19 protein-coding genes are annotated in these 21,299 nt (G+C 55.8%); 10 read left to right on the top strand and 9 right to left on the bottom strand.

The genetic code is table 11. The annotated features are described in order from the left end of the window. Positions 1-6: 6 nt before the first annotated feature. Complete coding sequence (gene minC / locus AB8818_RS04430) at positions 7-714, bottom strand: septum site-determining protein MinC (protein WP_192984522.1); 708 nt, start codon at positions 712-714, stop codon at positions 7-9. 123 nt (positions 715-837) lie between these two features. Between minC and AB8818_RS04425 the strand changes: the two genes are divergently transcribed. The 3 genes from AB8818_RS04425 to AB8818_RS04415 all read left to right on the top strand — a co-directional run bounded on the left by AB8818_RS04425 (position 838) and on the right by AB8818_RS04415 (position 2,354). Beyond that, on the top strand, positions 838-1,113 hold the full coding sequence (locus tag AB8818_RS04425) for a YcgL domain-containing protein (RefSeq protein ID WP_371199782.1): 276 nt from the start codon (positions 838-840) through the stop codon (positions 1,111-1,113). A 47-nt stretch (positions 1,114-1,160) separates the two neighbouring features. After that, entirely contained in the window at positions 1,161-1,820 is a 660-nt protein-coding gene (locus tag AB8818_RS04420; protein WP_116339277.1) for a fumarylacetoacetate hydrolase family protein, read from the top strand. A gap of 93 nt (positions 1,821-1,913) precedes the next feature. Further along, positions 1,914-2,354 (top strand): YcgN family cysteine cluster protein, encoded by a 441-nt coding sequence (locus tag AB8818_RS04415; RefSeq protein ID WP_023336059.1) that lies wholly within the window; start codon positions 1,914-1,916, stop codon positions 2,352-2,354. A gap of 33 nt (positions 2,355-2,387) precedes the next feature. Here AB8818_RS04415 and dsbB read toward each other — a convergent pair whose 3' ends face one another. Together dsbB and nhaB are read right to left on the bottom strand one after the other, a co-directional pair. Then, the gene (gene dsbB, locus AB8818_RS04410) at positions 2,388-2,918 is read right to left on the bottom strand and encodes a disulfide bond formation protein DsbB (RefSeq protein ID WP_028013517.1); all 531 of its coding nucleotides are present in this window, start codon (positions 2,916-2,918) and stop codon (positions 2,388-2,390) included. A gap of 46 nt (positions 2,919-2,964) precedes the next feature. Continuing rightward, positions 2,965-4,503 carry a sodium/proton antiporter NhaB gene (gene nhaB, locus AB8818_RS04405; RefSeq protein WP_166711526.1) on the bottom strand — a complete coding sequence of 513 codons (1,539 nt, stop codon included), beginning with the start codon at positions 4,501-4,503 and terminating at the stop codon, positions 2,965-2,967. 199 nt (positions 4,504-4,702) lie between these two features. Between nhaB and fadR the strand changes: the two genes are divergently transcribed. Continuing rightward, positions 4,703-5,422: a fatty acid metabolism transcriptional regulator FadR gene (fadR, locus tag AB8818_RS04400; RefSeq protein WP_023336056.1), complete on the top strand. Its 720-nt coding sequence runs from the start codon at positions 4,703-4,705 to the stop codon at positions 5,420-5,422. A gap of 115 nt (positions 5,423-5,537) precedes the next feature. Here fadR and AB8818_RS04395 read toward each other — a convergent pair whose 3' ends face one another. After that, the gene (locus AB8818_RS04395; protein WP_100170101.1) at positions 5,538-7,070 is read right to left on the bottom strand and encodes a SpoVR family protein; all 1,533 of its coding nucleotides are present in this window, start codon (positions 7,068-7,070) and stop codon (positions 5,538-5,540) included. Between the two features lie 321 nt (positions 7,071-7,391). Between AB8818_RS04395 and AB8818_RS04390 the strand changes: the two genes are divergently transcribed. Both AB8818_RS04390 and dadX read left to right on the top strand, forming a co-directional pair. Next, positions 7,392-8,690 carry a D-amino acid dehydrogenase gene (locus AB8818_RS04390; protein WP_163329894.1) on the top strand — a complete coding sequence of 433 codons (1,299 nt, stop codon included), beginning with the start codon at positions 7,392-7,394 and terminating at the stop codon, positions 8,688-8,690. Between the two features lie 9 nt (positions 8,691-8,699). Continuing rightward, positions 8,700-9,770 carry a catabolic alanine racemase DadX gene (gene dadX / locus AB8818_RS04385; RefSeq protein WP_163329895.1) on the top strand — a complete coding sequence of 357 codons (1,071 nt, stop codon included), beginning with the start codon at positions 8,700-8,702 and terminating at the stop codon, positions 9,768-9,770. A gap of 49 nt (positions 9,771-9,819) precedes the next feature. On the opposite strand, the gene AB8818_RS04380 is transcribed toward dadX, so the two are convergent. Then, on the bottom strand, positions 9,820-11,553 hold the full coding sequence (locus tag AB8818_RS04380; RefSeq protein WP_192984519.1) for a potassium/proton antiporter: 1,734 nt from the start codon (positions 11,551-11,553) through the stop codon (positions 9,820-9,822). 88 nt (positions 11,554-11,641) lie between these two features. Next, complete coding sequence (gene ldcA / locus AB8818_RS04375; RefSeq protein ID WP_192984517.1) at positions 11,642-12,556, bottom strand: muramoyltetrapeptide carboxypeptidase; 915 nt, start codon at positions 12,554-12,556, stop codon at positions 11,642-11,644. Positions 12,557-12,662: 106 nt separating this feature from the next. On the opposite strand from ldcA, the gene emtA reads away from it, so the two are divergent. Then, positions 12,663-13,274, top strand: a complete 612-nt coding sequence (gene emtA / locus AB8818_RS04370) for a membrane-bound lytic murein transglycosylase EmtA (protein ID WP_116339290.1) — start codon at positions 12,663-12,665, stop codon at positions 13,272-13,274. 36 nt (positions 13,275-13,310) lie between these two features. Here the strand turns inward: emtA and AB8818_RS04365 are convergent, their stop codons facing one another. Next, positions 13,311-14,042, bottom strand: coding sequence for a flagellar brake protein (locus tag AB8818_RS04365; RefSeq protein WP_116339292.1), 732 nt, complete (start codon positions 14,040-14,042; stop codon positions 13,311-13,313). Positions 14,043-14,249: 207 nt separating this feature from the next. On the opposite strand from AB8818_RS04365, the gene AB8818_RS04360 reads away from it, so the two are divergent. Both AB8818_RS04360 and AB8818_RS04355 read left to right on the top strand, forming a co-directional pair. Beyond that, entirely contained in the window at positions 14,250-14,504 is a 255-nt protein-coding gene (locus tag AB8818_RS04360) for a GlsB/YeaQ/YmgE family stress response membrane protein (RefSeq protein ID WP_192984515.1), read from the top strand. Between the two features lie 112 nt (positions 14,505-14,616). Then, positions 14,617-16,719 (top strand): TonB-dependent siderophore receptor, encoded by a 2,103-nt coding sequence (locus AB8818_RS04355; protein WP_163329899.1) that lies wholly within the window; start codon positions 14,617-14,619, stop codon positions 16,717-16,719. A gap of 62 nt (positions 16,720-16,781) precedes the next feature. On the opposite strand, the gene AB8818_RS04350 is transcribed toward AB8818_RS04355, so the two are convergent. Continuing rightward, the gene (locus AB8818_RS04350) at positions 16,782-18,467 is read right to left on the bottom strand and encodes an alpha,alpha-trehalase (protein ID WP_192984512.1); all 1,686 of its coding nucleotides are present in this window, start codon (positions 18,465-18,467) and stop codon (positions 16,782-16,784) included. Positions 18,468-18,881: 414 nt separating this feature from the next. On the opposite strand from AB8818_RS04350, the gene AB8818_RS04345 reads away from it, so the two are divergent. Beyond that, a complete protein-coding gene (locus tag AB8818_RS04345) occupies positions 18,882-20,222 on the top strand; it encodes a carbohydrate porin (RefSeq protein WP_192984510.1) in 1,341 nt (446 codons plus the stop codon). Between the two features lie 14 nt (positions 20,223-20,236). Here the strand turns inward: AB8818_RS04345 and AB8818_RS04340 are convergent, their stop codons facing one another. Beyond that, positions 20,237-21,193 carry an AraC family transcriptional regulator gene (locus AB8818_RS04340; RefSeq protein WP_192984508.1) on the bottom strand — a complete coding sequence of 319 codons (957 nt, stop codon included), beginning with the start codon at positions 21,191-21,193 and terminating at the stop codon, positions 20,237-20,239. Positions 21,194-21,299: the final 106 nt, after the last annotated feature.

Genomic DNA, 21,299 nt, shown 5'->3' with positions numbered 1-21,299 from the left:
AAGGGATCAATTCAACGGTTGAACGGTCAACGCGTCGTCTGCCAGAAGCAGGCGAGCCGCTTTGCCATAAAATTCGGCTGGGATCTTGTCGCTCAGCCAATATTCACCTGCGATGGACACCAGTTCCGCCGTCAGGTGAGTACAAAATATTTGCGCGTCCCGATCGCCACTTGCGCCTGCGAGCGCACGTCCACGCATCATACCGTATACGTGAATATTGCCATCTGCAATCAGCTCTGCGCCAGCGCTGACGTGGCTTGTAACAATCAGATCACAGTTTGGTGCATAAATGCGCTGACCGGAACGAACCGGCACATCAATCATTCGCGTTTTTGTGAGAGCGGTAACGTTTTGCGCCGCAGGAGGGGGCGTTTGCACGGCAGCAGGTGCTGCACGTGGGGCTTTTTCTTTGCCTTCATTAAGAAGCGGCAGCCCCGCGCGCTCAATTTCTGCTTTCAGCTCGGTATCTTTGCAGCCGCTGATGCCGACAATACGCAGCCCGGTCGAGGAGACCGCCTGCTGGAGAAGTTTCCAGTTCACCGGCGCCTCGAGACCGCTGACGTTGATAACAACAGGGGCGTGCTTCAGAAAGGCGGGAGCCTGGGCGATTTTGTCTTCTAACGCCTGACGAATAACCTCGGGTTTTGCATCATGCAAATGTACCACTGATAAGGTGAAGCTACTGCCTTTAAGCTCGATGGGCGTGTTTGACATCCTGGCCTTACTCAATTTGCTATTAACCGCAGCCATTCGCTGCGATATTCCGAAGAGTATCAGGCATGTTATAGTCAGGAGTATATTGAGGCAAGCAACCACCCATTAATTCAGAGTAAAAACATGTTTTGTGTGATCTACAGAAGTACAAGCCGTGACCAGACCTATCTTTATATCGAAAAGAAAGACGATTTTTCACGCGTGCCGGAAGAATTAATGAAGAACTTTGGCCGACCACAGCTGGCGATGCTGCTGCCGCTGGACGGCCGTAAGAAACTGGTGAATGCCGATCTGGAAAAAGTGAAAACGGCATTAGCCGAGCAGGGCTATTATTTACAGCTTCCACCGCCGCCTGAGAATTTATTAAAACAGCATCTTGAGGCGAACGGGAAAAAATAGCCTCAGCTGTTTTCGGGCATAACACATCAACCGATTAGGGGTCGAGCATGTATCAACATCATAACTGGCAAGGTGCATTACTGGATTATCCCGTCAGCAAAGTGGTCTGCGTGGGCAGCAACTATGCTAAGCATATTCAGGAGATGGGCAGCGCAACGCCAGAAGAGCCGGTCCTGTTTATTAAGCCCGAGACGGCACTGTGCGACATCCGCCAGCCGCTGGCGCTGCCGCAGGGGCTGGGGTCGGTGCATCACGAAGTGGAGCTTGCTGTGCTGATCGGCGCGACGCTGCGCCAGGCTTCCGAAGAGCATGTCGAGAAAGCGATTGCCGGTTACGGCGTGGCGCTGGATCTGACCCTGCGTGACGTGCAGGGTAAAATGAAGAAAGCGGGGCAGCCGTGGGAAAAAGCCAAAGGCTTTGATAACGCATGTCCGATTTCAGGATTCGTTCCGGTGAGTGAATTTACCAACGATCCGCAGGACACCCCGCTCAGCCTGAAGGTGAATGGCGAGGTCCGCCAGCAGGGCACTACGGCGGACATGATCCACAAGATTGTGCCGCTGATCGCCTACATGAGCCGTTTCTTTACCCTGAAGCCGGGCGATGTGATCCTCACCGGCACGCCGGAAGGCGTGGGCCCGCTCGCCAGCGGGGATGAGCTTGAGGTCGGTTTTAACGGCCTGTCGCTAAAAACCCGCGTGCTGTAACCGCATCTTGCCGCCTGAAGAGGGCGGCAAAACTTGCAACAACGTGCCAGACTCGTTATAAGGTGCGCTTTCTTTTGACGTGTGGACATCCTGATGAACGACATCCCTTTCTGGCAAAGCAAAACTCTTGACGACATGACCGACGCGGAATGGGAATCCCTGTGCGACGGCTGCGGTCAGTGCTGCCTGCATAAGCTGATGGATGAGGACTCCGACGAGATCTATTTCACCAATGTTGCCTGCAAGCAGTTGAACATTAAAACCTGCCAGTGCCGCAACTACGAACGCCGCTTCGAGTACGAGCCGGACTGCATCAAGTTAACCCGTGAAAATCTGCCGACTTTTGAGTGGTTACCGCATACCTGCGCGTATCGTCTGCTGGCGGAAGGAAAAGATCTGCCGAAATGGCATCCGCTACTGACCGGTTCAAAAGCGGCGATGCACGGCGAGCGTATCTCTGTGCGCCACATTGCGGTGAAAGAGTCTGAGGTGCGGGACTGGGAAGACCACATTATGAATCACCCGAATCGGTGAGAATAAAAAACCCGCCGAGGCGGGTTTTTGCTTTTACCTTCCAAACAAATCGCGTTTCTTCGGTTTGAACGGCTGAGCGATCAGCACCAGCAGCGCCACCACGAAGTAGGCCACAAAAATCCCCACCAGCCACTGCGGCATCTCCAGCGTCAGGAATTCCCACTGACGTACGGAGCAGTCACCGGATGCGACAAACACCTGCGGCAGCCACTTATCCAGCGGCAGCCAGCTCGGGAAGCGGGCGGCGAAATCACAGGTCATAAACGGTGACGGATGCAGCTGCATCATGGTGTGCTGCCAGGAAAGCTCAATCCCTTTCCAGGCGCTGTATAGCCAGATTGCAATACCCACGTAGCGCAGCGGCGTTTTCGGGGCAATCGCACCCACCAGGCCTGCACCCATAATGCCGAACAGTGCGCAGCGCTCATAGATGCAGAGCACGCAGGGCTTGAGTCCCATTACGTGCTGGAACCACAGCGCAACCATTTCCAGCGCAAAGGCGGTCAGGGCCATCAACAACCACGCTCCGCGACCGCGGGAGCACTGGTTTAAAAATCTCAACATAATCATTTCCCTGGAACATGCTTAGAAAGCGCAGTGTAAACGAATTTTAATGCGCCGCAAGTATACCCGCTTGTAGCAGCCATTGCGTACAGGGAACAAGAGTAATTTTGATGCACAGCAAACCAACAGCGGTAAGCACCAGCGTGTATGGCAGCGCCATCCAGACCATTCTCCCATAAGAAAGTCGTATGAGTGGCGCCAGTGCCGAGGTCAGCAGGAAAAGAAATGCCGCCTGGCCGTTCGGTGTTGCAACGGAGGGCAGATTTGTTCCGGTGTTGATGGCCACCGCCAGCAGTTCAAATTGCCCGGTGCTGACAATACCTTGCTCCATCGCCGCTTTGGCCTCATTGATGTACACCGTCCCGACAAAGACGTTATCGGAAATAGAGGACAACAGCCCGTTAAATAAATAGAACAGCGTAAGCTGCGAGTCCGGCGAGGCCTGGAGCACAAACGCGATAATCGGTGCGAACAGGTGTTGGTCAATAATCACCGCCACGACCGCAAAGAAGACCGCCAGCAGCGCGGTAAACGGCAGGGCTTCGGTAAAGGCTTTGCCGATAGCATGTTCGTCCGTTACCCCGCTAAAGGTGGTCGCAAGAATAATGACGGAGAGGCCAATCAACCCGACTTCGGCAAGATGCAACGCCAGCGCGGCGATAAGCCAGATGCCGATGATCCCCTGCGCAATCAGACGCAGCGTCTCCTGGCGCGCGCGCTGTTTGCGGCTCTGCTCGTCAAATTTATGCAGTTCGTTGCGGACCGGCTCAGGCAGCTGTGCGCCGTAGCCGAACAGCCTGAATTTTTCGACAAGAATGCAGGTTGCTAACCCGCAGACCAGCACAGGCACGCTGACGGGGGCCATGCGCAGGAAAAATTCGCCAAAATGCCATTCTGCCGCTTTCGCGATGATCAGGTTTTGCGGCTCGCCCACCATGGTCATCACGCCGCCCAGCGCCGTACCGACCCCCGCGTGCATCATCAGGCTGCGCAGAAATGCGCGGAACTGTTCCAGCACGTCGCGGTTATGCGCCTCGACGTGGCTATCGTCCTGCAAATCATCACTCGGGCGAGAGGAGGCCACGCGGTGATAAATGCCGTAAAATCCAACGGCGACGCTGATCACCACCGCGACGACGGTGAGCGCATCCAGGAAGGCCGACAGAAAGGCGGCGGCAAGGCAAAACGCCAGCGAGAGGATGGTTTTTGACGGAATGCTCAGCAGCAGGCGGGTGAAGATAAACAGCAGCAGCTGTTTCATAAAATAGATACCGGCCACCATAAAAATAAGCAGCAGGAGCACTTCAAGATTGGAGGCCAGCTCTGCTTTGACATGCTCTGCTGACGTCATGCCGATGACCACGGCCTCAAACGCCAGCAAACCGCCTGGCAGCAGGGGATAGCACTTCAGTGCCATTGCCAGGGTGAAGATAAACTCCGCCACCAGCAGCCACCCGGCGATAAACGGGTCCACACTAAAAATGAGGGGATTAACGACCAGGAAAACCAGCAGTATTAGTTTGTACCAGTCAGGAGAATGACCTAAAAAATTGCGCCACAGCGCGCGCCCAAAAGAAATTTCCACAACAGACGTCCTTCCCGTCAAGTAATACAAAACATCAGTATACGCAAAAATCGCGGCCCGGAGGCGGATAAGACCGCATTGTAAATTTCACAAAAATGAAACGGCGATCCCCTTTTCTCACTTTGCCGCGCTACCTGCCGCTGCGCGCCTCTGGTATGATGAGTCCAATTTGCAAAAGCTGTGTAATGGAAATCTCACTATGGTCATTAAGGCGCAGAGCCCGGCGGGTTTCGCGGAAGAGTACATCATTGAAAGCATCTGGAATAATCGTTTCCCTGCGGGGTCCATTCTTCCGGCTGAACGCGAACTCTCTGAACTGATTGGCGTCACTCGCACCACGCTGCGTGAAGTGCTTCAGCGACTGGCGCGTGATGGATGGTTGACGATCCAGCACGGCAAGCCAACAAAGGTAAATAACTTCTGGGAAACCTCGGGGCTGAACATTCTTGAAACGCTGGCGCGCCTCGACCACGAAAGCGTGCCGCAGCTGATTGATAATCTGCTCTCCGTGCGCACCAACATCGCGACTATCTTTATTCGTACCGCTTTCCGTCAGCATCCGGAGGATGCGCTTGCGGTGCTGGCCAGCGCGAATGAAGTTGAAGATCATGCCGATGCCTTTGCCACCCTCGATTACAACGTGTTCCGCGGCCTGGCGTTTGCCTCCGGCAACCCGGTTTACGGCCTGATCCTCAACGGCATGAAAGGGCTCTATACCCGCATTGGTCGCCACTATTTTGCCAATCCTGAAGCCCGCAGCCTGGCGCTGGGCTTCTACCATAAGCTGAGCAAGCTCTGCACCGAAGGCCTGCACGATCAGGTTTATGAAACCGTGCGCCGCTACGGCCACGACTCCGGCGAAATCTGGCACCGTATGCAGAAAACGCTGCCGGGCGATTTAGCGATTCAGACCCGCTAAAAGAAAAAACCTCTCATACGAGAGGTTTTTTTTCGTCGGATGGCGGCTACGCCTTACCCGACCTACAGGTTTTGTAAGCCCGGTAAGCGTAGCGCCACCGGGCAAAAAAGCTGCACTACAGCGTATTCAACCGCGCCGGGCAGCGATCCAGCAGCTCCACGCTGCCGTCCTCATTCTGCTGCTCCAGCTGCACGTCAAAGCCCCACAGGCGGTGCACGTGCTTCAGCACCTCTTTACGTCCTTTATCGAGCGGCGCGCGGTTATGCGGGATATAGCGCAGCGTCAGGGAACGGTCGCCGCGCAGGTCCACGTTCCACACCTGAATATTGGGTTCAAGGTTGCTCAGGTTGTACTGGGAAGAGAGGCGAGAGCGGATCTCACGGTAGCCTTCCTCGTTGTGGATCGCCGAGATCTCCAGATAGTTGTTACGGTCATCGTCCAGCACGGTGAAGAAGCGGAAATCACGCATGATCTTCGGCGACATAAACTGGCTGATAAAGCTCTCATCCTTAAAGTCGCGCATCGCGAAATGCAGCGTTTCCAGCCAGTCAGAGCCGGCGATATCCGGGAACCAGTACTTGTCCTCTTCCGTCGGCGACTGGCAGATGCGTTTAATATCCTGGAACATCGCAAAGCCCAGCGCATACGGGTTAATCCCGCTGTACCACGGGCTGTTGTAGGGCGGCTGGAACACCACGTTAGTATGGCTGTGGAGAAATTCCATCATGAAACGCTCGGTGACTTTCCCTTCGTCATACAGGTGGTTGAGAATGGTGTAGTGCCAGAATGTCGCCCAGCCTTCATTCATCACCTGGGTCTGTTTCTGCGGATAGAAATACTGGCTCACCTTGCGCACGATGCGCAATATCTCACGCTGCCATGGCTCCAGCAGTGGGGCGTTCTTCTCCATAAAATAGAGCAGGTTTTCCTGCGGCTCGGACGGATAACGACGCGCTTCGGCGATCGTTTTTTCCTCCTCACGCTTCGGCAGGGTACGCCACAGCATGTTCACCTGGCTCTGCAGATACTCCTCGCGGCTTTTCTGCCGGGCTTTCTCCTCCTGCAGAGAGATTTTCTGCGGGCGTTTATAGCGGTCCACGCCGTAGTTCATTAGCGCGTGGCAGGAGTCGAGCAGCTTCTCCACCTCGTCCACGCCGTAGCGCTCTTCGCAGTCGGTAATGTATTTACGCGCGAAGATCAGGTAATCAACGATGGAGCTGGCGTCCGTCCAGCTGCGGAACAGGTAGTTATTTTTAAAGAAGGAATTATGCCCGTAGCAGGCGTGCGCCATCACCAGCGCCTGCATGGTAATGGTGTTCTCTTCCATCAGATAGGCGATACACGGATTGGAGTTAATGACGATCTCATACGCCAGCCCCTGCTGGCCGTGCTTATACAGCCGCTCCGTTTCAATGAATTTTTTACCAAACGACCAGTGCGGATAGTTGATCGGCATCCCGACGCTGGAGTAAGCGTCCATCATCTGTTCGGAGGTGATCACCTCAATCTGATGGGGATAGGTATCCAGGCGATACAGCTTTGCCACCCGGTCGATTTCGGCGAGGTAGACATCCAGCAGCTCGAAGGTCCAGTCGGGTCCATCGCTCAGACGTGTGTTGTCCTTGTTCAGGGAATCAATAGTAGCCATTAGCGCGCCCTCGTTGTGGGTGCTCTCTCTGTCTGGAGAGCCTCCTTTCAAGCATAGATCAACGTGTTAAAAAGCGTGCTGGCGCAGAAATTTTTTCTTTGCGATTTCTCGTTTTTGATACGGCAAAAAAAGGGTGTGCATCAGCATTTTATGCTGGTTAAAAATAAAGCTCAGCAGGAGATCCCAAATTATCCCTGTCCCCTGATGCTGGGGGATGTGTGAGGTAAGTCACCATAAAAAAGTCGTATGTTGAATAATATTTTCAACTAGGTTATCAATCTGTAATTAGATGATTGTTCTTTTGCTCATAATGGAGTGGCTATGCGTGTTGTCATACTGGGAAGTGGTGTCGTTGGCGTAACCAGCGCCTGGTATTTAAGTCAGGCGGGACATGAGGTTACCGTTATCGATCGTGAATCCGGCCCGGCGCTTGAAACCAGTGCGGCAAACGCCGGTCAAATCTCTCCCGGCTATGCGGCCCCGTGGGCGGCACCGGGCGTGCCGCTGAAGGCGATCAAATGGATGTTCCAGCGTCACGCGCCGCTGGCCATCAGCCTTGACGGCACGCAGTTCCAGCTGAAGTGGATGTGGCAGATGCTGCGCAACTGCGACACCCGCCACTACATGGAAAACAAAGGGCGTATGGTACGTCTGGCGGAATACAGCCGCGACTGCCTCAAAGCCCTGCGCGCCTCGACGGGTATCGAGTACGAAGGCCGTCAGGGCGGCACGCTGCAGCTGTTCCGCACCGAACAACAGTATGAAAACGCCACCCGCGATATCGCCGTGCTGGAAGATGCCGGCGTACCTTACCAGCTGCTGGAGGCCAGCCAGCTGGGTCAGGTTGAACCCGCGCTGGCCGAAGTGGCCCACAAGCTGACCGGCGGTCTGCGTCTGCCGAACGACGAAACCGGCGACTGTCAGCTCTTTACCCAGCGTCTGGCGCAGATGTGCGAGCAGGCAGGCGTGACGTTCCGCTTCAACACCTCTGTCGATAAATTGCTGTCGGAAGGCGAAAAAATTTACGGCGTGAAGTGCGGCGACGAGGTGATCAAGGCGGACGCCTACGTGATGGCGTTTGGCTCATACTCCACCGCCATGCTGAAAGGCATTCTTGATATTCCGGTCTACCCCCTGAAGGGCTACTCGCTGACCATCCCGGTGAAAGAGGAGAGTGGGGCGCCCGTGTCGACCATCCTGGATGAAACCTACAAAATCGCCATTACCCGCTTTGATAACCGTATTCGCGTCGGCGGCATGGCGGAGATTGTCGGCTTTAACACCGAACTGCTGCAGCCGCGTCGTGAAACGCTGGAAATGGTGGTGGGCGATCTCTTCCCTCGCGGCGGTTTTGTTGAGCAGGCGACGTTCTGGACCGGCCTGCGTCCGATGACGCCGGACGGCACTCCTATTGTCGGGCGCACGCCGTTCAAAAACCTGTGGACCAATACCGGACACGGTACGCTCGGCTGGACGATGGCCTGCGGATCGGGCCAGCTGCTGAGCGACCTGATTTCCGGGCGCACGCCGGCAATTCCGTTTGACGATTTAAGTGCTGCGCGCTATCAATCAGGATTCACGCCAGCGCGTCCTCAGCATCTGCACGGCGCGCATAACTAAGGAGTTGTCATGTCCCGTCCTGTTCTGGCTCAGCTGGATCTGCAGGCCCTGAAGGAAAACCTGCAAATTGTTCGCCGGGCAGCACCTGGTTCGCGCGTCTGGTCGGTCGTCAAGGCGAACGCCTACGGCCACGGTATCGATCGTATCTGGAGCGCGCTCGGCGCGACCGACGGCTTTGCGTTACTCAATATCGAAGAGGCCATCCTGCTGCGCGAGCGCGGCTGGAAAGGGCCTGTTCTGCTGCTGGAGGGGTTCTTCCACGCGGACGATCTGCCGCTGCTGGATAAGTATCGCCTGACTACCAGCGTGCACAGCAACTGGCAGATTAAAGCCATTCAGGATGCGAAGCTCCACGCTCCGCTGGATATTTATCTCAAGGTAAACAGCGGCATGAACCGCCTGGGCTTCCAGCCCGAGCGGGTTCATACGGTCTGGCAGCAGTTGCGCGCCCTGAAAAACGTCGGCGAAATGACGCTGATGGCGCACTTTGCCGATGCGGAAAAACCGGACGGCATTGCGGATGCCATGGTCCGCATTGAGCAGGCGGCAGAAGGGCTCGATTGCCCGCGCTCGCTGTCAAACTCGGCGGCCACGCTGTGGCATCCTGAAGCTCACTATAACTGGGTACGTCCGGGGATCGTTCTGTACGGTGCGTCTCCTTCAGGGCAGTGGCAAGATATCGCCAACAGCGGCCTGAAGCCGGTTATGACCCTGCGCAGCGAGATCATCGGCGTGCAGACGCTGAAGACGGGCGACACGGTAGGCTACGGCAGCCGCTACCGGGCTAAGGGCGAGCAGCGTATCGGCATCGTCGCGGGCGGTTATGCCGACGGCTACCCGCGCATCGCGCCGACCGGTACGCCGGTCTGGGTGGATGGCGTTCGCACGGGCACGGTAGGGACGGTCTCAATGGATATGCTGGCGGTTGACCTCACGCCATGCCCGCAGGCAGGGATCGGTTCTCCGGTCGAGCTGTGGGGCAACGAAATCAAAATTGATGACGTGGCGGCCGCGGCGGGAACGGTTGGCTATGAACTGATGTGCGCGCTGGCGCCGAGGGTGCCGGTTGTGACAGTGTAACTTGTACGTGTGCCGGGTGACGTGAAGCCGCCACCCGGTAAAAAAATCGCTACTCCGCGTCCTCTTCCATCGGCCTCAAACCGACCTTCCGCACCGCGTTATCTTCTTTTTCGGCAACCGTCCAGATCATCCCGGCAAACTCAACCTGATCGCCCACGACCGGGGCAGCGCCAAGCCGCTGCTGGATGATTTCGCCCAGCGTTTGCGGGTTATCACCCTCTTCAGCTCCTTCATCCAGGCCATAAATCAGCGCCACATCCGCAAATTTGGCGCTGGCTTCCAGAATAAAGTCGCCGAAGAAGCGCTGATCCAGCGCCACGGGAGGCGACTGGCTGAACAGCTTGCCCAGCGCGGGCAGGTCGCGCTCGCGGCCAATCACGCAGAGAATATCCCCTTCGCGCAGGCGGGTGCTGCCGGTAGGGTGCAGCAGGACATTATCGCGGAACAGGGCGGCAATGCGCGTTTCGGCCGGCATATGCAGATCGCGCAGCGAGGCCCCCACGCACCATTTATCAGCGCTCAGCTGGTAGACGAACTGTTCCCACGGGTTTTCCGGATGAATATCCAGCCCCACGCGCGAAACCGGCCAGCCCACGGGGGGCACCACCACTTTGGCTTTTTTTGCCGCCCACCCGAGCGAGGTTCCCTGGAACAGCAGGGAAATCAGTACCACGAAAAACGCCACGTTGAAAAACAGCCGCGCGTTATCCAGACCGGCCATCATCGGGAAGACCGCAAGAATAATCGGCACCGCGCCGCGCAGGCCAACCCAGCTGATAAAGACGCGCTCGCGCATGTTAAAGCCGCGAAACGGCAGCAGACCCGCAAACACGGACAGCGGACGGGCGAAGAAGATCATCCACGCCGACAGCAGAAGCGCCGGTACGGCAATTGGCAGCAGGTCAGATGGCGTCACCAGCAGGCCCAGCACCAGGAACATGCCGATTTGCGCCAGCCAGGCCAGCCCGTCGAAGTTCTGCAAAATGGCGTGACGGTTACGAATAGGGCGGTTGCCCATCAGGAACCCGCAGAGGTAAACCGCAAGAATACCGCTGCCGTCCAGCGCGGTGGTGACGGCAAAAATCAGGATCCCGCCGCTCAGCGCCAGCAGAGGGTAAAGTCCCGAGGGCAGCGAGATGCGGTTGATCGTCTGCTGTAACAGGTATCCCCCCGCCAGGCCGATGACAATCCCCAGCCCGAACTGCTGCAGGATATGTAAGGCAAACATCCAGCTCAGGCCCGTCTCGTGCTGCTGAATCATCTCTATCAGCGTGATGGTCAGGAACACCGCCATCGGATCGTTACTGCCGGATTCAATCTCAAGCGTTGAGCCAACGCGTTCGTTAAGCCCTTTACCGCCAAGCAGGGAAAAGACCGCCGCCGCATCGGTAGATCCAACGATTGCGCCAATCAGCAAGCCTTCCATCAGATTGAGATGGAAAAGCCATGCGGCCATCATCCCGGTGAGGCCGGAGGTGATCAACACGCCGACGGTCGCCAGCGACAGCGCAGGCCCCAGGGCCACGCGGAAGGAGCTTGCCTGAGTGCGCATCCCGCCGTCGAGCAGGATCACCGCCAGTGCGAGGTTACTCACCATGTAGGCGAAGGGATAGTTATCGAAGGGGATACCGCCGATGCCGTCAACGCCGGCCAGCATGCCGATGGCAAGGAAAATAACAAGAATGGGTATGCCGAGACGCGATGAAAATGAACTTAATAAAATACTGCTGGTTACAAGTACAGAACCCAAAATGAAAAGGCTGATTATCGCTGCGGCATCCAATGTTCTCTTACTCCCACCTCAATGTTAACGCTGTTACTAAAACCCTAACATATTAACAACGGTAACAGCGTTTTATTAAGGGGGTTTTTTATGCTTTTATGACCGGATGACCGCCGATCGTTAACCGACTGCCCGAAACATCATGTGTAAGCGTGGCCTGCGCGCCCAGCGCAAGGGTAACGGTCTTCTGCTCATGGCCGAAATCCAGACCGGTGATAACCGGAATATCCAGCCGCGAGCGGATGAAGTCGACCATCGTTTCCAGGGAGTAGCCCGCGTCATAGCCATTCGGGGCCGAGCCGCTGAAGCTGCCCAGCACAATCGCGGACTGGCGATCGAGAATACCGGCATGATAAAGCTGCAATAACATGCGCTCGACGCGGAACGGATGTTCGTTGATATCTTCCAGCACCAGAATGCCGTCCTCGATTTGAGGCATCCACGGCGTGCCGATGAGCGAGACCAGCATCGCCAGGTTACCGCCCCACAGCTGGCCCTCACATTCCCAGTGCGGCCCATTCCCCTGCCACTCGACGCTGTAGGTGGGATTGCGCAGCGCGCGCCAGAAATGCTCCACGGTGAACGCGTCCAGTTCCGGCGCGCCGAAGTTACCGGCCAGCATCGGGCCGCTAAACGTAATGACGTTATGCTGCGCCAGCAGACCAAGCTGGATGGCGGTGAAATCGCTGTGGCCGCATATCAGCAGCGGATCCTGCTGCTGGCGCTGCGCCAGGCCCTGCCAGTCGATGCTCTCCAGCAGCCTGCTCGCACCGTAGCCGCCGCGCACCGCAAGGACTATTCGGTTTTCACCCTTCAGGTTCACCAGACTATTGATATCATTCAGCCTCTGCGCTTCTGTTCCGGCAAAACGCTGCTGGCGGCGCGGGATAATTGTCTGATTTTCTACCTGGTGGCCGGATTCCAGTAAGCGCTGAACGCCCCGCTGCGCCGCGTCCTGATTAATGCAGTAGCCCGACGGCGCGATGAGATGAAACTGAGACATGGCAATTCCTTGCTGAATGAGAAACTAATTGTCTATATCATGCCGCGTATACGCTGCCTGCTTCAAGGGCGGCGCACCGCGATGACCGGCTATAAGGATAGATGACGTGAAATTGAGATGGTTTGCTTTTTTGATTGTTTTGCTGGCTGGCTGTAGTTCAAAACGTGATTATCAAAACCCGCCCTGGAACCCAGAAGTGCCGGTGAAACGGGCCATGCAGTGGATGCCGATCAGTGAACAAGCCGGAAAGGCCTGGGGCGTCAGCCCGCGTCTGATCACCGCCATTATTGCGGTGGAGTCCGGCGGCAATCCCACGCTTGTCAGCAAATCCAACGCGGTGGGTCTGATGCAGCTGAAAGCCTCAACGGCGGGGAGAGAGGTTTACCGCTATATGGGCTGGAGCGGCCAGCCGTCGACCAGCGAGCTGAAGAACCCGGAACGTAACATCTCCATGGGGACCGCTTACCTGAGCATTCTGGAACATGGCGTGCTGAAGGGCATCGAGGATCCGGAAGTGATGCAATACGCGCTGGTGGTCTCGTACGTGAACGGCGCAGGGGCGCTGCTCAGAACCTTCTCCTCTGACCGTAAAGAGGCGATCGAGGAGATCAACGACATGGACAAAGATGAATTCGTCGAGCATGTGGCGAAAAATCATCCGGCACCGCAGGCGCCTCGCTATATCTGGAAAGTACAGAAAGCGATGGATGCCATGTAATGCCGCAAACGGGCGGCGCTCGCTGCCCGACTTCTCTCAAAGTACCTTATTCGCACGTTCCCGTGCTTCCCGCTCCAGCGAATAGATAATGCGCTGCAGCTCGCGCTCGGCGCCCGGACCGACGTTCAGAAAACGGAAGCTCAGCCGCGGCGAGGTAATCGTTTCATTTTTGCTGTCCACCACCGTGCGCTCGCTGATGGCAATCAGCTGTGCATCGAAATAAAAACGGCCCCAGCCCGCCATATCCAGTTCAATTTGCGTAAACCGCATGCCTTCTACCAGGCCCTCCGGTTTAGGGGTATCCATCAGCGCGCCCATTCCGCCCAGCGACAGGTCAAAGAGACGGAAGCGGATCTCTTTTTTGTCCGGCATTTTAGCCTTACAAAAATAGGCAGGATGAAGCGGGGCGCTGATGCGGAAATATTCACGACGCTGGACAAACCAGAGGTTGCCAGGAAGGGGGGTCACAAAAGCCGGGAGCCCCTGGTATTCACTCATTTCCAGTCGCAGGAGGACAAACTCCACTTTGGCCCCATGGGTTTCGGCCATGACGACGATATTCTCTGCTTTCAGCGCCGCGCGGTTTTCATACTCCTGGCTGCCCAGGTCAATAACCAGCCGCTCCTGCGAGACGTCAAGGATCTTGCTGATAAACTGATTATTCGACCAGCTGATGCGCAGCGGCACTTCGCCTTTTTGCAGGTCGCGTAATACCCCTAACACAGCCAGCGGATTTTGCTTGAGGAACTGCTCACTGTAATGACTCACGCCGGGTGGCTCCTTGATTGATGACGGACTGTCTTAGCGTTATCGGCAATCCACCCTCAAACTTAATACAAACCGGTGAGTTTTTTTGCCTGTTTAAGCAAAGATAAGTCGGTGAGCTGAAAATGGTTTTTCGGAGATGACCTATACTTAAGCTAGCTGTGCAGAAGGTTTTCTGCACATGCGTTTAATCTGCAAGAGGGCATTGCTATGGGTATCATCGCCTGGATTATCTTTGGCCTTATTGCTGGCGCTATCGCTAAACTGATCATGCCGGGAAACGATGGCGGCGGCTTTATTTTGACCTGCGTACTCGGGGTCGTTGGTGCGGTTGTAGGCGGCTGGCTGGCGACGATGTTTGGTTTTGGAGGCAACATAAGTGGTTTCGACCTGCACAGTTTTCTGGTCGCTGTCGTGGGTGCCATTGTGGTGCTGGTCATATTCAGGTTACTGCGACGAGCATAAACTGACGTAAATGGCTCTCTGCGGAGGGCCGTTTTTTTGCCTGAGTATTGATTTGTTAATCTAAATGATAATAATTGTCGTTCCGTATTGCATCTAACAACAAGACGACATTATGAACTCCTCACGTTTTACGTTATGCGCCCTGGCGGGTGCCGTCACGCTGGCACTGCAGGTCCAGGCTTTCGCCGAAGAATCCACCATTGTCGTCACGGGCTCAGAGCAGGGCAGCGCACTGCCGGCCTGGACGAACAGCGCCACAAAGTCGGCCGTTGCCGAAAGTAAAACGCCGCAGGTCATCAACACGCTCTCGGCGCCTGAAATTGAAAAGCGTCACGCGAACTCCGTGAACGAAATCCTGCGCTATGCTCCCGGCGTCTCGACCGAGGTGCGGGGTAACACCTCCTATATGAGCGAATACAAAATTCGTGGCTTTACCGTTGACCAGGAGTTCTACAACGGGCTGCAGTTGCCCTATAACGTCACCGGCAACACCAAGGCGCGCATCGATCCGTTGTTAATAGACAGCGTCGATATCCTGAAAGGGCCTTCATCGGTGCTTTACGGCGGCGCTTCGCCGGGCGGGCTGGTAAATATTCAAAGTAAAAAGCCGCAGCGGGAAGCCCGAACCGAGGTCGGTTTTAACACCGGGAACCGTAATCTGAAAGAAGGCTACCTCGATTCGACCGGACAAATAGCTGACAGCGACTGGAATTACCGTCTGCTGGGTAAGGCGACGGAGAATGACGATCAGCCGCACACCAGCCGCTATGAAAATTACCTGGTCGCCCCGTCCGTCACCTGGCAACCCGACAGCAAAACCCGCCTCACGCTGGATGCGCTGGCGCAAAATTCCCCGAGCCTGACGCCGTCGAACCCGCTGCCGCTCGCTTATTTGCGCTCGAAATATGCCGATCGTCGGGATTACGCCGGCGATGAGTGGAGCGGGTTTAAGCAGCGCCAGTGGATGCTGGGCTACAGCTTCGAACACGAGTTCGACAGCGGCTGGGGCTTTAGCCAGAAAGCGCGCTATTTCGACGTCGATACCCACCAGAACAGCGTCTACGCGACGGGAACGGGGAGTGAGGTCTATCAGCTTAACCGCTTTGCCTATACCACCGATGAAGATCTTAAGAGCTTCAACATTGATAACCAGGTGACCAAAACCGTTGCGCTGGGCGACTGGAAACACCATCTGCTGGCCGGGTTTGACTATCAAAGGCTGAATTCCCATTTCCACTACCGTTACGCGTCCGCCACGCCGGGCATGGATATGCGTAATCCTGACTATTCGCAAATCCATGAAAGCGCGCTGGGACTCTACACCGCCCAGAAAAACCGCCTCAGCTATCAGCAGAACGGGTACTACCTGCAGGATCAGGTGGAATTTGGCGGCTTAAATCTGCTGGGCAGCCTGCGCTACGACGATTACCGCTCCGTCACCACCGATTACCTGCAAAACGGCGATAAGGCCTGGGTATCGCAGGATCGCGTCACCAAACGTCTGGGCGCGCTTTACGCATTCGATAACGGTATTTCGCCGTTTATCAGCTATTCAGAAGGTTTTGCACCAGTGTCGCCGCAGGGAACGCTCGTGGCGAAAGACGTCAAGCCGACCACCAGCAAGCAGGTGGAAGGCGGGGTAAAATATCTTCTGGCAGAGTACGCCACGACGTTTACCGCCTCGGTGTTTAACATCCGGCAGAAAAACGTTGTCACCTCCGATCCGGGCTTCCTGAACTACCGTCAGACCGGTGAAGTGGAATCCAAAGGCGCGGAGCTCTCCGCCATCAGCCGTCCGACGGATAACCTGACGCTGATTGCCAACTATGCGTACACCCACGCGATCAACCGGGAAGATGACAAGTACAAAGGTAAACGTCCAACGCAGGTCCCGGAGAATGCCTTCAACCTCTGGGGTGATTACACCTTTGAGAACACGCCGCTGAAAGGACTGATGCTGGGAGCGGGCGCACGCTACACCGGGCCGATGGAAATCTCTCCGGCAAACGATGCGGGTAAACTCGGGGGCACTACGCAGTACGATCTGGCGGCCTCGTACCGGATGGGCGAAATTCTGCCTTCGCTGGCAGGGCTAACGCTTAAAGCCAGCGCGCAGAACATCACCAATAAAGAGACGTTGACCTGCTATGACGCGACCAACTGCTGGATTGGGCGTGACAGGACGTATCAGCTAGGGGCGAGTTACAGTTTCTAAGTAACTCCCTGTGAGTTCAAAATGTAGGCCGGGTAAGGCGAAGCCTCCACCCGGCAATACCCTTACTGCGCCGCAGCTTTCACCGGCGCAGCCTCATCGTTCGCTGCAGGCTGATTTTCCGGCACGCTGTCGCACGGTTTCTCTTTAGGACAAACCAGATCCAGCATTTTCAGCGTCACGCCGTTGCTCCAGCCGAACCCATCCTGCAGCGGGTACTCTCCGCCGCCACCGCCGGTACCGGTAGAAGAGACATCATACTTTTCCACCAACTTCTTCTCGCGGTCGTAAGTGTGCTGAACGTTCTTCAGGAAGCGCCAGGTTACGTCCATCGCCACCTTGTTCTGCCCATAGTTCTGCAACCCTTCCGTTGCCACCCACTGCAGCGGCGCCCAGCCGTTTGGCGCATCCCACTGCTGGCCGCTGTTGATGGTAGTGGTGGTAATACCGCCCGGTTTCAACAGGCGTGCGGAGGTGGCCGCGGCGACTTTATCGGCACGATCCTGCGCCGCCGCCTTCACGTAAAGTGGGAAGAGGGCCGCTGCCGTGAGCTGGTTGCGCACCTTCTTGCTCTTGAGATCGTAATCGGCGTACCAGCCCTCTTTATCATTCCACAGATGACGCTCAATGGCTTTCTGACGTGCGGTTGCCAGCGCTTCATATTTACTCGCCGCCGCGCTGTCGCCCGCCTCCTGGCTCGCTCGCGCAAGCAATTTTTCCATTTTGAACATCAGGGCGTTGAGATCGACGGGCACAATGCTGGTGGTGCGGATGGTGCCGAGCTTTTGCGGATCGTCCATCCAGCGGGAGCTAAAGTCCCAGCCAGAGGCGGCTGCGGAGCGCAAATCGCGGTAGATCTCCGTGGCGGGGCGGTTAGGATTACTCTTCGCCGTGGTGATATCGTCAAGCCAGGACTCCGGGCGCGGGGTATCGCGATCGTCCCAGTAGCGGTTGAGGACCGAACCGTCATCCAGCTTCACCACGCGCTGGTTAGCTTGCCCAGGCTGAAGGCTCTCTACGCCCTCCATCCAGTAGGCGTACTCTTTCTCCATCTGCGGACGATATTTCTTCAGTGCATCGTCGTCGTGGGTCGCCAGCAGTTCAACCATCAATGAGAAGAACGGCGGCTGGGAGCGGCTCAGGTAGTAGCTGCGGTTGCCATTGGGGATATGGCCGAAGGTATCAATTTCCCAGGCGAAGTTATCCACCATATCGCTGATTTTGTCCCAGTGGCCGCTCTCCGCCAGGCCCAGCATGGTGAAATAGCTGTCCCAGTAGTAGACCTCGCGGAAGCGCCCGCCGGGCACCACGTAAGGCTTCGGTAACGGCAGCAGGGAATCCCATTTGTTGCTGGCTTTATCCGTGGTGCGCGTCAGTACAGGCCAGAGGTCGTCAATGTGTTCACGTAAACTTTGTCCCGCAGGCGGCACATATTTTTCACCTTCCTCAGGCAGCGTGAAGTTCATCTCCACAAAGTGGCGCAGGTCAAAACTTGTCTGGGTGTGCTGCATCCGATAATCCGCCAGAATCATCAGCGGGTCGCTTTTGGGAACGGCATCAGCGAAGGTTTTCTGATCGGGAAACAGTTTGGCACTCTGCACGTCATTAAACAGAGGGCCAAGCAAAATATCGGGTGAATTTTTCTGATAGGCTGGCTTTTCGTCGGCATAGCCCATCGTTGCCACACCGAGTAGCGCGCCTCCCAGCGCGAGGTGCAAAAGGGCAGGGCGTAAAGTACGAGGTCTTATCATCGGTTCGTCTCCTGTATTCCTGAGCAGCGTGACCGCTGTTATCAATCACCTGAAAACCTTAGACGAATATCGCCCGCTTCGCGTGTTGAATATCCCATTTTGCGCAGAACCAGACAATTTACCGCTTCGCACGCCCTGTCCGGAAGGATTTGTTGTGTAAATGGTGTTAGAACAATTATGCCTTTAAATAATTATATACATTACGCATTAAAATATTGATGTAATTAATGGAATAAGAGTGTGAAGTAAATGATGTTTCTTTTGCTCATCGTGAGATGTTTTCTCTGCGCCGATCACACAAGTTAAAATTCATAATTCACTTATCAAAAAACATAATAGCACCCCAGTGGGTATTTGGTCGAAATGGCGATGCTCAATATTTGTGTATTCACTTTTATAATCAGGATGGATTCTATGAAATTAAAAAAAACGGTAATACTGATAAGTGCATTCTATTCCGGCGCGCTTTGCGCGGCACAACCCGCGACGAACGTGGAAGAAAAGTTGGCGCAACTGGAAGCGCAAATTCAGGCGCTTAAACAGCAGCAGGCGGCCGCCGCGCAGGCAGCATCCGCCGTTGTTGTGCGGTCGGAAGAGCCGGTGAGCAAAGCCGAACCGCCAAAGCTGACGCTTTCAGGGTATGGTGATATTAAATTTTATGGCGACGTCGAGTTTAATATGGATGCCGCGAGTAAGACCGGCAGTCTGACTTCTGTTAGGCAAAGCGCTAATAGCGACTGGGCACCAGGAGATAAAGAACGCTGGGATATTAACGGACGTATTTTATTAGGCTTTGATGGTTATCGTAAAATGGATAACGGCAATTTTGCCGGATTTTCTGTTCAGCCCCTCGGCGATCTCGTCGGGAAAATGTACCTCGATGATGCGGTATTCTTCTTTGGTTCTGAGAACGACTGGGAAATTAAAGTCGGACGCTTCGAAGCGTACGATATGTTCCCGCTCAATCAGGATACCTTTGTGGAATACTCAGGAAATACCGCAGACGATCTCTACAGCGATGGCTACGGTTATATCTATATGCTGAAAGAGGGCCGCGGGCGAACCGACAGCGGGGGCAACTTCCTGATGAGCAAGACGCTGGATAACTGGTATTTTGAGCTGAATACCCTGTTTAAAGACGGCAGCGATTTGTATGTCGACCAGCGTTATCACGGCGCAGAACTTGAGAACGATAAAAATGTGGCCTACGTGCGCCCGGTCATCTCGTGGCAGGACGGGCCGTTTTCCACCGCGGTCGCCATGGAGACCAACCTGGTGAACAACGCATACGGCTATCGCGACGACGCAGGGCGCTGGGTCGATCAATCCGACCGTACCGGCTACGGGTTTACTATGACCTGGGACGGGCTCAAAACCGATCCTCAGGACGGGGTGGTCATGAACCTCAACACGGCTTACCTGGACGCGACGGGCGAAACCGACTTTACCTCAGGCATCAATGCCCTCTGGCATAATTTTGAGCTGGGTTATATCTACGCCCATAACGAAATCGACGAATTCAATACCTCGACGTTTGACGCAGAGTGTGAGAACGACTGCTGGATCTCTGACCCGGGCGAGTATGACATTCATACCATCCATACGTCGTACCTGATCCCGAACGTCATGAAGATGAAAAACTTCAACATCTATCTGGGCGCGTATGCGTCCTGGGTCAACGCTTCCCCGAAAGAGGGTGATAATAAAAACGACGACCGCTACGGTGGCCGCGTGCGCTTTAAATACTATTTCTGATGCCAGCCTGCCGGTCAGACCTCTTCCGGGGTCTGGCTGGCTTCCCGCAGCGTGCCCGGCGCATGGCCAACGATGCGCTTAAAGGCCCGGCTAAACGCTGCCAGCGATCCGTAACCCAGCCTAAGTGCGACCGTTTCAATCGGCTGGTTTTCGTGGCGAATGTACTGAATCGCCAGTCGCATTCTCAGTTCGCTGAGATACTTTGCCGGGGTGGTTCCCGTCGCGGCCAGAAACCGTTCGGCAAACACGGAGCGGGAGGTGCCCGCTTCTTTTGCCAGTTCCGCCACGCTCCAGTTCAGGCCAGGCTGCTGGTGCATGGCGTAAATGGCCCTGCTCAGCCGCGGGTCGCGTAAGACCTGCACCCAGCCGGTGGCTTTCCCGCAGCCAGCCTCAACCCAGCCGCGGACGATCAGCGCCGCCACCACGTCAGCCAGCCGGGCGAGGATCCCGGCAAACCCGACCTGTCGCGTCATTGACTCGCGCTCCATGGCCGCCAGCAGCGGATGGATTTCCGGCCAGGTGGACATCAGCCGGCTGACCATCATCACTTCCGGCATCGCTTTAATCAGCGGCTGCATCCCGCCGAGCTCAAAATCCATACACCCGCTAAAGATGATGGTGTTCTCGTTCTCCGGACAGGGCTCGCAGGTAATCGCACAGACCGAGCCGCAGATAGGCTCGCTGGGAAAGGCATTCACCGGGGTAATGGCTGCCTGCGCGTCAGAGAGCAGGGCATGAGAATTACCGCCAGGAATAAACAGCGCGTCGCCGCTGCTCAGTTCAAACGTTGCGCCGCTGTCCATTCGGAGCAGGGCGCTTCCGTGGCTCACAAAATGGAACTGCGCCTTACCGGGTGCCTGGTGGAACGCCACGCCAAACGGCGCGCTGGCTTCAATCCGCCGGTATTTCACGCCCGACAGGCGCATGCCGCGTAAAAGTTCGCTGATCAAATCGGGGGACTGTACGGTCATGGCGCAACTCCGGACGAATAATCAATAAGTGGAGATTATATGTCATAGATCGTCCACGGTGAACCCTCTATGCTTTTGCGACAGTTGTCACATTTTTATAACGGGA

The organism is Enterobacter sp. KB-280D8 (assembly GCF_041399405.1).
GTDB classification, from domain to species: Bacteria; Pseudomonadota; Gammaproteobacteria; order Enterobacterales; family Enterobacteriaceae; genus Enterobacter; species Enterobacter cloacae_N.
This window is presented reverse-complemented; position numbering and strand designations above follow the sequence as displayed.